Here is a 12,340-nt window from a genome sequence, read left to right on the forward strand (position 1 = left end):
TGCGCGACAGGCGCGGGGGCATAGCTTACGCCGCGATATGGCGCGTAGCCATTACTCGACAAGATATTATTCGAATTATTTTCCGGCGCCGGGAAACTGGCGACAGGACAAACGATTAATCAAAACTTCGTTTTTAAAATAATTGATCTGGATCAATGAATATTGAATGGACTGTGCTAGTGCCGATTTAATAAAACTGACAACAACAATACTTCTGAACACCGCGTCCCCTGTTGGAGCGGGTACATCGCCGGATCCAGGGTGAGGCTGATGGCCTCATCGCTGGCAAGCCAGCTCCCACAGGGTTCTGGGTCAGCTGCAGCATTCGTGCCCGGCGCGGACCTTGTGGGAGCTGGCTTGCCAGCGATTGCGGTAATGAATTCACCATCGCAATCGCGGGTGAGCCCGCCCACAGGGTATGCGTCGTGCTCTGGAACTGTTGTTCGCCCACCACAGCGCCCGTGACCGGCTTGCGCTCAGGGCGCCGGATTGGGAATCCGTTGGTGAACAGCCTGAAGCTGCCCACGCAGCTCGTCACCCAGCACCACATCCAGCGCCCCCAGGTTCTCGCGCAATTGCGCCAGGCTGGTCTGTCCGGTCAGCGCACTGGCAACGAACGGCTTGTCGATCACCGCCGCCAGCGCCAGTTGGGCCGGGGTCAGCCCATGCGCCCGGGCAATCTCCACGTAATCTGCAATGGCCGCCTGGGCCGATGGACTGTCGTAGCGATTGAAGGTGCGGTACAGCGACGATAACCGCGAACCCGCCGGGCGCGCGCCGGCCAGGTACTTGCCGGTCAACGCCCCGAAGGCCAGCGGCGAATACGCCAGCAAGCCGATGCCTTCCCGGTGACCGAACTCCGATAATCCGCCCTCGTACAGACGGTTCAGCAGGCTGTAGGGATTCTGCACACTGACAATCCGCGGCAAACCCAGGCGTTCGCTCTGCTTGATGAACTCGGCAACACCCCACGGCGTTTCATTGGAAACGCCGATATGCCGCACCTTGCCCGCCTGCACCTGCTCGGCCAGCACCGCCAGGGTTTCCTCGATGGCAATGCTTTCGGGATCGTCCTGCCACGCGTATTCGCGCTGGCCGAAGGTGGTGGTGCGACGATCCGGCCAGTGCAATTGATAGAGATCCAGATAGTCCGTGCGCAGGCGTTGCAGGCTGCCCTCCAGCGCCTCGACGATATTGCGCCGGTCATGCCGGCTGAGGCCGCCCCGAATATGCGGCTGCGGCGCCTTCTCGCTGGACGGCCCGGCGATCTTGCTCGCCAGGATCACCTCGTCGCGCCGCCCGCTGGCCGCCAGCCAGTTGCCGATGTAGCGCTCGGTGGTACGCCAGGTTTCGGCGTTGGTCGGCGTGGGGTACATCTCGGCGGTGTCGATCAGGTTGACCCCGGCGGCCAGCGCCAGCTCGATCTGCTGGTGCGCCTCGGCCTCGCTGTTCTGATGCCCCCAGGTCATGCTGCCCAGGCCAAGCACGCTGACCTGGAGTTCACTGTTGCCCAATTGGCGGTAACGCATGCTGGATCCTTAGCGTGAGTATCGATTCTGCGGAAACGGCAACCCGAGGTGCTCGCGCAGGGTGCTGCCGCTGTATTCATGACGGAACAGGCCGCGCCGTTGCAGCAGCGGCACCACCTCGTCGACGAAGTGTTCGATACCGGACGGAAACACGTCCGGCATGATGTTGAAGCCGTCGGCGGCATGGGCCTGGAACCAGGTGTCCAGGCTGTCGGCCACCTGCTCCGGGGTGCCGACCAGCAGGCGGTGGCCGACCAGGATGCGCCGCGACAACTGGCGGATGCTGAGGTTTTCCTGGCGCGCCAGGTTCAGTTGCGCTTCGAGGAAACCCTGGGAACCGCGCTCGAAATCCGCCACTTCGCCAATCCGTGCCCAGGGCAGCGGTCCGTCCGGGTCCAGTTCGCTGACCGCCAGCCCGAAGCGCGCCGCCACCCGCTCCAGCAAGCCTTGCTCGCCATGCCAGGCGTTCAACTCGTCGAAGCGCGCCCGGGCCTCGGCCTCGGTACTGCCGATTACCGTGGCCAGGCCGGGCATGATCTTCAGATCGGCGGGGTTGCGTCTCCAACGCACGGCGCGCGCCTTGATATCGCGATAGAAACGCTGGCCGGCATCGAGGGTAGTCTGGGTGGTGAAGATCACCTCGGCATAGCGTGAGCCCAGGACCTTGCCCGGCTCCGAGGACCCGGCCTGCACCAGCACCGGCCGCCCCTGCGGCGAGCGCGGTACGTTCAGCGGCCCCTGCACCGCGAAATGCTCGCCGACGAAATCGATGGCGCGGACCTTTGCCGGATCGGCGAAACGCCCGCCAGCCGCATCACCGATAATCGCGCCATCCTCCCAGCTGTCCCACAGCTTGAGCACCACCTCGAGAAACTCCTCGGCCCGGGCATAGCGTTCGGCATGGCCCGGCACCCCGGGCAGGCTGAAGTTGCGCGCGGCCTCGTCGCTGGCGCTGGTCACCAGGTTCCAGGCGGCGCGGCCGTGGCTGACATGGTCGAGGGAGGCGAAGCGCCGGGCGGTGCCGAAAGGATCGTTGTAGGTGCTGGCTGCCGTGGCGATCAACCCGATCCGCCGGGTCACCGCTGCCACGGCGCTGAGCAGTACCACCGGGTCGAGATGGCCCACCGGCTGGCTCGCCGGATCACCACTCAAGGCTGACCAGTCGGCAAGAAACAGCGCATCCAGGCAGCCACGCTCGGCGATACGGGCAATGTTCTGGTAATGGGCGATATCCAGATGGGCCGTCGCCGTCGCCCCCGCCTCCGCCTTGCGCCACGCTCCCGGATGAGCGCCGAAGCCAAGGACGTTCAGGCCGAGGCCGATGTGTCCCTCACGACGGATGCTCATACCGCACTGGCCTCGTCGCGCACGCCGTTGCCGGCGCTTTGCTGGGCCAGCCAGGCCTGGTCCGGAGTCACGCCGTTGAGATGGTAGTTGCCCAGCACCCGCTCGCGGTAGATCGCCGGGTTGTGCGAAGCCAGGGTGCGGGCATTGCGCCAGTGACGGTCGAAGCGCCGGGTTTCGCTGGTGGCAGACGCGCCGCCAACCTCGAACAACAGCGTGGTGGCTTCCAGCACCTGGCCGATAATGATCTGCTGGGCCTGGAACGCGGCCACTTCCGCCTCGGTGTAGTGATGCTCCTCGGCATAGCCGCCCTGCTCCGCATCGAACACCTGCTGCACCTGCTCGGCCGCCGCCAGCACCTGGGTCTGCGCCGACCAGGCCAGGCTGGACAGCCGGCCGATCACCCGCTGCACCAGCGGATCATCCTTGGGACTGGCCTCCCCAGGGAAACCGAAAGCCCGGGTGCGGCCTTTTACGAACGCCGTGGCATCGCGCAGCACCGCCTTGGCGATCCCGGCCAGAGTGGCGAGATGGAACAGTTGGTAATAGGCGGTCAGGTAGGATTCGGCGCGCACTTCATCAGGTTTGTAGCGGCGGATCACATGCTCGTTGGGCACGCGCACGGCATCGAAACGGGTAGTGCCGCTCCCCGTCAGGCGCTGGCCGAAGCCATCCCAGTCGTCCACCACAGTAACGCCCTCGGCCGTCACCGGTAGCGCCACACTGACGAAATCGTCGCCGGCCAGGGCCACGGCGGCGATCCAGTCGGCATACACGGTGCCGGTGGAGTAGTACTTTTCGCCATCCAGGCGCCAGCCAGCCTGTTCATTGCCGGGCTCCAGCGGGCTCAGCGCCACCGTGATGCCGGTAGTACCGCTGCGCTCGGCCATGGCCGCGCCCCACAGTTGCCGGTCCACCACCTTGCCCAGCCAATGCGCCTGGGATAGCGGGTCGCGACTGGAAAGGCGACCTTCGACGAAGCCGAAATGGGCGCGGAAGATCTGCGGCAGGTTGGAGTCCGCCGCGCCCAGTTCGATCAGCAGGCGAAACAGCTGCGGGATGCTCGCACCCAGCCCGCCCAACGCCTGGGGTACGCGCAAGGCCCCGAAACCGGCCTCGCGCAGCCAGCGCACCGCCTCGAAGGCCAGTTCGCGTTGCTGCTCGCGGTGCACGGCGGTTTCGGCAATCCGCTGGAAACTTTCGGCAAAGCGCTGCTGCAGGGTTTCGTAACTAACGGCAGTGGAACTCATGATGCTTCCTTTCATTGGGCAGTGAGCCGAGGCAAATAAAAAGTGCCGACCGCTTAATTGAAAAATAAATTAAAGGTCATTGAAAAAGAACGATAGCAAGCGACATGCCATGACATTCCAGCTGCCCTAACCCAATGATTTTCATGGCCCGCACAGGGATTTTAATAACCGGATCGCCGGTACTTATGCTAATACCGCAGGCCCGGCCTGCCCTATTCAAAACACTTTGTTGGTCAACTGTTCACCGCCGAACAGTTGGCCGACCGCATATAACCGGAAAACTTTTTCCATACCATCTGGCTATTTGATTTTTAGTCGACCAGTGAATTTAATCGCCACCATTCATTAGTTCAGGATGTTCTTATGAAACTTCCACAGGCGCTGGTCGAGTTGCGCGCCTTGAGCAAGGACTTCGGCGCCCAGCGCGCCCTCGACCGGGTGGACTTGCAGCTCTTCCCAGGCGAAGTGGTGGCATTGCTCGGTGCCAATGGCGCGGGCAAGTCCACCCTGGTGAAGATCCTCGCCGGCAGCCAGCCTCACGACCGCGGCGAACTGCGCGTACAAGGTACGCAGCAACGCTTCGACTCGCCGCTGGCAGCACGCCGGGCGGGGATAGTTGCGGTGCACCAGCATGTCGACGACGGCATCGTGCCGGGCCTGAGCGTGGCGGAAAACCTGATGCTCGACGAGCTGTGCCAGGCGCAGGCAAGTCCCTGGGTGCGGCGCAGTGACCTGCACCAGCGGGCAGCAGCCATCGCGGCCGGGTTGAACCTCGATTTGCCTTTGCACGCACCCGTCGAGCAGCTCGGCCAGGCCGAACGCCAACTGGTGGTGCTGGCCCGTGCCCTGGCCCTGCAACCGCGCCTGCTGATCCTCGACGAACCCACGGCGGCACTGTCTGCGGCCGAGGCGCAGCGGCTGTTCGAGCTGATCGGGCAACTGCGCCAGCGCGGCGTGGCGATCCTGTATATCTCCCATCGCCTCGCGGACCTGCAATGCATCGCAGGACGTGCACTGGTCCTGCGCGATGGTCGGCTGGTCGGTGAATTCAACGCGCAACAGCTGCCGCAGGCCATCGAGGCGATGCTCGGCGTGGCACTCGACCCGCAGCGCTTCGTGCCGCGCCTGCCGGGCCGCGAAGTGCTGAGCCTGCGCGACGTGCGCCTGCTGCCGCAGACCCGGACCTTCGACCTGACCCTGCACGAGAACCAGGTAGTGGCCCTGACCGGCCTGCTCGGCGCCGGCAAGAGCGAGATCGCCGAAACCCTCTTCGGCCTGCGCCGCCCTGCCGCTGGCAGCCTGCACCTGGACGGCCAGCCGTGGCAGCCGCGTTCGCCCCGGGACGCGATCGATGCCGGGGTATTCCTCGCCGTGGAGGACCGTGCCGCTGGCTCCCTGGTGCCGGGCTTTTCCCTGCGCCGGACCCTGACCCTGCCTTTTCTCCAGCGATTCAGCCGCGGCGGCTTTATCGACCGCCGCGCCGAGGCCGCAGCCGTCACCACGCAGATCAGCGAGCTGGGGATCAAGACCGCTGGCATCGACGCACCAATGGCCAGCCTCTCCGGCGGCAACCAGCAGAAGGTGGTGATCGGCCGCTGGCTGCTGCAGGAGGCGCGCCTGCTGATCCTCGACGAACCCTTCCAAGGCGTGGATATCCGCGCCCGCCGCGAGATCGGCCAGTTGCTGCGCAACGGCGCCGGCCAGCGCGCGACCCTGGTGATCTGCACCGATATCGACGAAGCCCTGGAGATCGCCGACCGCGTCCTGGTGGTACGGGATTTCGCCGTGGTCGCCGAATACCCCCGCACCGACCTGAGCCGCAATACCCTGGTGGCCGAACTGGCCGGTAGCGCCCCACCGACACCGCAAACGCCAAGGAGTACCGTGCGTGCCTGATTCGCTATCCCGCTCTCTGCAAACCGCGCCCCGGCGCTGGCTGGAAGCCCTGATCCACTATGGCCTGCTGCTGTTGCTGGGCCTGATCGTGCTGCTGTTCAGCCTGGTCGAACCGGCATTCGTCCAGGTCAGCAACCTGTTCATCATTCTGCAGTCGGTGTCGATCGTCGCCCTGCTCGCCCTCGGCGTGACCCTGACCATGGCCGTCGGCGGCCTCGATCTGTCCATCGGCGCGGTGGCGGCCATGAGCCTGATGATCGCCAGCTACGTGATGGTGGTGCTGGACTGGGGCCCGTTGCCCGCAATCGTCATCAGCCTGGCCGGCGGCGCGCTGGTCGGCCTGCTCAATGGCTGGCTGATCGTACGCATGGGCATCCCGGACATCCTCGCCACCCTGGGCAGCATGTTCCTGGTGATCGGCGTGCAACTGATACCCACCGGCGGGCGCTCCATCGCCGTGGGCATGACCCTGCCCAGCGGCGAGGAAACCGAGGGCGTGTTCAGCCCGGCGTTCCTCGCCCTGGGTCGCGGCCGGTTGTGGGACACGGTGCCGGTCCCGGTGCTGGTCACCGCCGTGCTGGCCCTGGCGGTCTGGCTGTTTCTCGAACGCACGCGGATCGGCCGGCTGTTCTACGCCATCGGCGGCAACGAACAGGCGGCGCGCCTGGCCGGTGCCCCGGTGCAGCGCTACAAGCTGCTGGCCTATGTCCTTTCGGCCCTGCTCGCCTCGGTCGGCGGCCTGCTCCTGGCGGCGCGGCTCGGGCGTGGCGATGTCAGTTCCGGCAATGGCCTGGTGCTGGATGCCCTCGGCGCGGCGCTGATCGGCTTCGCCGTGCTCGGTGCGAAGAAGGCCAATGCCTTCGGCACCCTGGCCGGCGCCGTGCTGATCGCCACCTTGCTCAACGGCCTGACCATGCTCAACGCGCCTTACTACGCCCAGGACTTCGTCAAGGGCCTGGTCCTGGTGCTGGCCCTGGTCTTCACCTTCGGCCTCGCCCGGCAGACCCGCTGAATTCATCGACTTGCAAGGACCACCCATGACCGCATCACCCAAGCGTTTCGTTCGCCACCTTCTCGCCGCAGTACTGCTCGCCAGCCTGGGCTGGCAAGCCCAGGCCAAGGGCCTGCCCGGTGCCCCCGCGCCCTTCGACAAGGGCGAGGTGCAGATCGCCCTGGTCGGCTACCTGTTCTCCGGCGACTTCCCCGAGGCCTACCTGCAAGGCGTGGAAAAACAGGCCGCCGCCCTCGACGTCAAGCTGCGCATCTTCGACGCCCGGCAGCAGGCGGCCAGCCAGCGCGAGATGATCGAGCGGGCCATCGACCTTGGCGTCGACGGCATCATCGTCCAGCTGGGGCTGGCGGAAACCCTGCGCGACTCGGTAGAAAAGGCCGTGGCCAAGGGCATCAAGGTGGTGGCCTTCGATGTCGACCTGAACAACCCCAAGGTCACCCAGATCGAACAGGACCACCACGCCATCGCCCAACTGGCCCTGGACAAGGCGCTGCAGGACAACGGCCCGGCGTTCAACGCCGGCTACGTCTATATCGGCGGCTTCACCCCGATGGAGCGCCGCGACGAGATCTGGCGCCAGGTCAAGGCGGCCAACCCGGGCATCGTCGAAAAGGCCCGTTTCGGCACGCTCAACCCGCCCATCGCCAACTCGGTAGCCGACCAGGCCAGTGCCGTGCTGCGCGCCAACCCGGATATCAACGTGATCTTCGCGCCCTTCGACGAGTTCGCCAAAGGCGCCAAGATCGCCGTGGACGAAGCGGGCCGCGCCGCGAAGATCAGGATCTACAGCGCCGATATCTCCACCGCCGATATCCAGATCATGAAGGAGCCCGACAGCGCCTGGACCGCTACCGCCGCGATCAACCCGCAGGTGGCCGGAGCCATCAGCGTGCGCAGCCTGGCGATGCTGATCGCCGGGGAAGACCCGGGCCAGCGCCTGCTGGTGCCGCCGACCCTGATCAGCCGCCAGCAGTTGCTTGACCTGGATGTGAAGAACGTCCGCGACCTGGCGCGCAAGGTGCCTGCCTTCGGCGACAGCGCGGCGATTGCCAGCCCGGCATGGATTCCAAAGGTGGACTGAGACCCGAACCCTGAACACTTGCGTGCAACGCCTCTGCCATACAGCGGCGCCTCCCCGCTTCGATCGCACTTTCAATCAAAACTAAAAAACGGCTGCGGTACTGCCCTGCCCGGCAACTTCCAAGGTTGCCGGTCGTGGGTGCTATTGCCTGCTGTTCAAGGAGCGCTGCCATGCAACACCGCCAACTTTCATTACTTGCACTTGCGATAACTTCCGCACTTTTTCAATTGAACGCCCGGGCTGAAGACAGCGTGCCGACCGGCGAAGACGCCAGGCGCCTGGACACGGTGCTGGTCACCGGCACCCGCGGTACGGCGCATACCGTGCTGGACTCACCGGTACCGGTGGACGTGCTCACGGCTGCCGACCTCAAGGCCACCGGCGCCAGCAACGGCGAACTGGGCCAGGCCCTGCAGACCCTGCTACCGTCGTTCAGCATGCCGCGCCAGTCCAACTCCGGCGGTGCCGACCATATCCGCGCCGCGCAACTGCGCGGGATGAGCCCGGACCAGGTGCTGGTGCTGGTCAACGGCAAGCGCCGGCACACCTCGGCGCTGGTCAACGACTCGTCGAAGATCGGCCGCGGCACCGCCCCGGTGGACTTCAACTCGATCCCCATCAGCGCGATCAAGCGCATCGAAGTGCTGCGCGACGGAGCCGGGGCGCAGTACGGTTCGGACGCCATCGCCGGGGTGATCAACATCATCCTCGACGACGCCCCCGAAGGTGGCGAGGTCTCCACGACCTACGGCGCCTACCACACCCACCAGGATGCCATCGGCCGCACCACCACCGATGGCCAGAACAGCCTGACCACGGCCAAGGGCGGCGTACGCCTGGGCGAGGACGGCGGCTTCGTGCGCGGCGGTGCCGAGTACAAGGAACGCAACCCGACCAACCGCGCCGGCTTCGACGGTTTCGCCGACACCCCGGGCCAGCGCAACTACGTGATGGGCGACGGTTCGGCGCGGGACGTCAACCTGTGGTTCAACGGCTCGCTGCCCCTGGGCGAGCACGAGCTGTACTCCTTCGGCACCTGGAACGAGCGCCATTCCACCGGCGCGCAGTTCTACCGCTACCCCTACGAGCAACCGCAGTTCTACCCCAACGGCTACCTGCCGCAGTCCCTCGGCGTCAACCAGGATCTCTCCGCCACCGCCGGCTTCAAGGGCCTGCTGGGGGATGGCTGGGACTTCGACAGCAGCCTGACCCATGGCCGCAACCGCTTCGAATCGGCCAGCCGACGGACCTTGAACGTCAGCCTCGGCGCCGACTCGCCGACCCGTTTCGATACCGGCGACTACGAGCTGCGCCAGACCACCGCCAACCTCGACTTCAGCCGCGAACTGCGCCTGGCCGAGCGTTCCTTCGTGCTGGCCGTGGGTGGCGAGTACCGCTACGAGAACTACCTGACCACTGCCGGCGACCCGGCGTCGTACTTCGGCAGCGGCGCCGATGGCGCCAACGGCCTGCGCCCCAGCGAAGAAGCGGACCTGGACCGCAAGGTGTTCGGCACCTATGCCGAGCTGTCCGGCGACCTCAGCGACCGCCTGTTCGTCGATGCCGCCACGCGCTGGGAACGTTACGACGATGCCGGCAGCAAGCTTACCGGCAAGCTCAGCGGGCGCTATCGCCTGAACGAGCAATGGGCCCTGCGTGGCGCGGTATCGAACAATTTCCGTGCGCCGTCCCTGGCGCAGATCGGCTTCCAGCACACCACCAGCAACTTCGGCGACGGCGGCACCCTCACCGATGTTCGCGTGCTCTCGGTCAACGACCCGATCGCCCGCGCCCTGGGTGCGGAAAAGCTCGATCCGGAAACCTCGAAGAACTTCAGCCTCGGCGTTACCGCCCAGCTCAGCGAGCGCTTCGATGCCTCGCTGGACGTGTTCCGCATCGACGTGAAGGACCGTGTCACCCTGTCCCAGCGCATCGGCAGCGACGCCCTGGAGCAGTACATCAACGACACCTTCGGCGTGGCCGGGGTGCATGACGTCAACTTCTTTACCAACGCTGCCGATACCCGCACCGATGGTGCGGAGCTGGTGCTCAACTATCGGCAGCCGTTCTACGACGGCGAACTGGCCCTGACCGGTGCCTACACCTGGAACCACACCAAGGTGACCAAAACCAAGGGCACGCCTGCACAGCTCACCGCCCTGGGTATCGGCAACGATGCGTTGGTCGGTGTCGAGGAGCGCAACACCCTTACCGACGCCGCGCCCAAGGACCGCTTCGTCGTCTCGGCCAACTGGACCAGTCAACACTGGGGCCTGCTCGGCCGCCTGACCCGCCAGGGCGAGACCACCCGCGTCTTCGATTTCGGCGACAGCCAGCCGGAGCAGACCTATGGTGCGGTGTGGCAGCTGGATGCGGAGGTACAGTACAAGTTCACCCCGACCTTCGATATTGCCGTGGGCGGCAACAACCTCACCGACAACTATCCAGAGCGCTCCGGCTCGGAGATCAACTATGGGGGTAACCTGCCGTATGACGTGCTGTCGCCGATCGGCACCAACGGGGCTTATTACTATGCCCGGGTAACCTACGGGTTCTGACAGTCAGGGGACTTCGGTCCCCTGATGCTTTTCAGAAGGAGACTTGGGCCGGCTGCGACAGGCGCAATACCGACAGGTCCCCGGTGATCCGCTTCCAGGCCAGGCGAATCGCCTCGATATCCTTGCCGGCCTGGGCGGTGTCGGCATGCAGAATCACGATCACCCGGGTGTCCAGGCGCTCCGGCTCCTTCGCCCCATGATCCCGCCATTGCCCATAGGCGTTCAGCACGCTGAAGCCATCGGGGAAGCGCGGGGTCACTTCCTTATCGAGAAACGCGCGCCAGCGGGATTCGCTGATCACATCCTTGCCACCTTCGAGGCGGCCGAGGGCGAAATACAGTTCGGTACGCTGCCAGGCGGCCTGGGCAGGCCGGCTCGGATCGCCTTGCAAAGTTGAACTTGCGGGGTGGGTCGTGTGAACGGGAAGTTGGGTATTGGCACAGCCGGAAAGTGCAACCAGAACCGAGGCAAGAACCAGACGGCGAAACATGGAATATCCTTTTTCGAGTTATAGGCGAGGCACTATAGGAAGGAATATCCGGGGTTCAAAATAACCAATTAACAGCGGGATATAGCTGTGTTGTTGCTGATGGCCTCATCGCTGGCAAGCCAGCTCCCACGGGGATTGTGGGAGCTGGCTTGCAGCGATGAGGCCAGCACGGACAACACACCTCTCACCTGTCACTCAACATCGCCTGGATCTGCTGGGTCGCCTGCCGCGTACTCTCCGCCAGCTTCTTCACCTCCTCCGCCACCACCGAAAAGCCGCGCCCGACCTCCCCGGCCCGGGCTGCTTCGATCGCGGCATTCAGTGCCAGCAGGTTGGTCTGCTCGGCGATGCTCTTGATCACGCCCACCACCGTGGCAATCTGCGCATAGGTGGTCTGGTTCTGCGCGAGCATCTGTTCGTGGCTGGCCTGGGCACTGCGTTCGTCGCTGATATCCCGCACCGCGCCGATCACACGCACCAGCACGCCCCTTTCGTCCCGTACCGCACAGCCGCGCTCGCGGCACCAGATGTAGCCGCGGGTCTTGTGGCGCATGCGGTACTCGAACACGTATTCGCCACTGGCCCCGGGCTTTAGGATCTCGCGGTCAAAGATCGCCATGATCTGCGGCAGGTCGTCGGGATGGGTGATGCCGACCTGGGTGTCCCAACCGTCCGGCAGCTCCGCAGGGCCGTAGCCCATCACCGCGCGGAACTGGTTGGAGATGCGCATATGGCTGTCCGGGTGTTGCAGATCGCCCTGGACCACCTTGATGTCCCAGGTGCCCTCGGTGATGGTGGATTCCAGTTGCGCCCAGATCGCCGCCTGCTGGCGGTGCGCATCGAGCTGTCGTTCAAGGTCGGCGACGCAGGCCGCCAGGTCGCTGCAACGCTGTTCCAGGCGAACCACCTCGGCCTCGGCACGCTGGCCCTGTTCCGTGGCCTGCTCGGCCTGCTGGCGCGACTCGCTGGCGAGGGCGTGTGCTTCGTCGAGCTGGCGCTGCTGCTGCTGACGCGCCACTGCCAGTTCGCGCAGGGCCGCGAGCACGGCCGGGTGTCGCTGCAGGTGCGGCGCGTCCATCCCGTCCCAAGGCTCCCCGTGGCCGACCCGCGCCAGCAAGGACTCCAGCTCCCGCACCCAATGATCGTTCCTGAAAAACATCAGTGCACACCGTCTGCCAGT

9 protein-coding genes are annotated in these 12,340 nt (G+C 65.3%); 4 read left to right on the plus strand and 5 right to left on the minus strand.

What is annotated here, in order from left to right; translation table 11 throughout:
- Positions 1–476 precede the first annotated feature (476 nt).
- The 3 genes from N7650_RS12810 to N7650_RS12820 are packed head-to-tail and all read right to left on the minus strand — an operon-like array spanning position 477 to position 4,138.
- Positions 477–1,529, minus strand: a complete 1,053-nt coding sequence (locus N7650_RS12810) for an NADP(H)-dependent aldo-keto reductase (RefSeq protein WP_009401622.1) — start codon at positions 1,527–1,529, stop codon at positions 477–479.
- Between the two features lie 9 nt (positions 1,530–1,538).
- Entirely contained in the window at positions 1,539–2,876 is a 1,338-nt protein-coding gene (locus N7650_RS12815; protein ID WP_279898505.1) for an LLM class flavin-dependent oxidoreductase, read from the minus strand.
- Positions 2,873–4,138, minus strand: a complete 1,266-nt coding sequence (locus N7650_RS12820) for an acyl-CoA dehydrogenase family protein (protein WP_037060839.1) — start codon at positions 4,136–4,138, stop codon at positions 2,873–2,875. Before N7650_RS12820 ends, N7650_RS12815 begins: the two co-directional genes overlap by 4 nt.
- Before the next feature lie 348 nt (positions 4,139–4,486).
- Here N7650_RS12820 and N7650_RS12825 point away from each other — a divergent pair, with 348 nt between their 5' ends.
- From N7650_RS12825 to N7650_RS12840, 4 genes are all read left to right on the plus strand, one after another.
- The gene (locus N7650_RS12825; RefSeq protein WP_279898506.1) at positions 4,487–6,019 is read left to right on the plus strand and encodes a sugar ABC transporter ATP-binding protein; all 1,533 of its coding nucleotides are present in this window, start codon (positions 4,487–4,489) and stop codon (positions 6,017–6,019) included.
- On the plus strand, positions 6,012–7,031 hold the full coding sequence (locus tag N7650_RS12830; protein ID WP_279898507.1) for an ABC transporter permease: 1,020 nt from the start codon (positions 6,012–6,014) through the stop codon (positions 7,029–7,031). The genes N7650_RS12825 and N7650_RS12830 overlap by 8 nt, the downstream gene beginning before the upstream one ends.
- Positions 7,032–7,056: 25 nt before the next feature.
- Positions 7,057–8,112 carry a substrate-binding domain-containing protein gene (locus N7650_RS12835; protein WP_009401629.1) on the plus strand — a complete coding sequence of 352 codons (1,056 nt, stop codon included), beginning with the start codon at positions 7,057–7,059 and terminating at the stop codon, positions 8,110–8,112.
- A 170-nt stretch (positions 8,113–8,282) separates the two neighbouring features.
- Entirely contained in the window at positions 8,283–10,670 is a 2,388-nt protein-coding gene (locus N7650_RS12840; RefSeq protein WP_279898508.1) for a TonB-dependent receptor, read from the plus strand.
- A gap of 31 nt (positions 10,671–10,701) precedes the next feature.
- Here N7650_RS12840 and N7650_RS12845 read toward each other — a convergent pair whose 3' ends face one another.
- A complete protein-coding gene (locus tag N7650_RS12845) occupies positions 10,702–11,160 on the minus strand; it encodes a DUF3574 domain-containing protein (RefSeq protein ID WP_279898510.1) in 459 nt (152 codons plus the stop codon).
- Positions 11,161–11,344: 184 nt separating this feature from the next.
- On the minus strand, positions 11,345–12,319 hold the full coding sequence (locus N7650_RS12850; RefSeq protein ID WP_279898512.1) for a methyl-accepting chemotaxis protein: 975 nt from the start codon (positions 12,317–12,319) through the stop codon (positions 11,345–11,347).
- Positions 12,320–12,340 lie beyond the last annotated feature (21 nt).

Source organism: Pseudomonas sp. GD04058 (assembly GCF_029836855.1).
In the GTDB taxonomy this organism is placed as follows: Bacteria; Pseudomonadota; Gammaproteobacteria; order Pseudomonadales; family Pseudomonadaceae; genus Aquipseudomonas; species Aquipseudomonas bharatica.

Bases quoted from the DNA above. Each gene is read 5' to 3' on its own strand.
- N7650_RS12810 (WP_009401622.1), bottom strand. From the start codon at position 1,529: ATGCGTTACCGCCAATTGGGCAACAGTGAACTCCAGGTCAGCGTGCTT.
- N7650_RS12815 (WP_279898505.1), bottom strand. From the start codon at position 2,876: ATGAGCATCCGTCGTGAGGGACACATCGGCCTCGGCCTGAACGTCCTT.
- N7650_RS12820 (WP_037060839.1), bottom strand. From the start codon at position 4,138: ATGAAAGGAAGCATCATGAGTTCCACTGCCGTTAGTTACGAAACCCTG.
- N7650_RS12825 (WP_279898506.1), top strand. From the start codon at position 4,487: ATGAAACTTCCACAGGCGCTGGTCGAGTTGCGCGCCTTGAGCAAGGAC.
- N7650_RS12835 (WP_009401629.1), top strand. From the start codon at position 7,057: ATGACCGCATCACCCAAGCGTTTCGTTCGCCACCTTCTCGCCGCAGTA.
- N7650_RS12840 (WP_279898508.1), top strand. From the start codon at position 8,283: ATGCAACACCGCCAACTTTCATTACTTGCACTTGCGATAACTTCCGCA.
- N7650_RS12845 (WP_279898510.1), bottom strand. From the start codon at position 11,160: ATGTTTCGCCGTCTGGTTCTTGCCTCGGTTCTGGTTGCACTTTCCGGC.
- N7650_RS12850 (WP_279898512.1), bottom strand. From the start codon at position 12,319: ATGTTTTTCAGGAACGATCATTGGGTGCGGGAGCTGGAGTCCTTGCTG.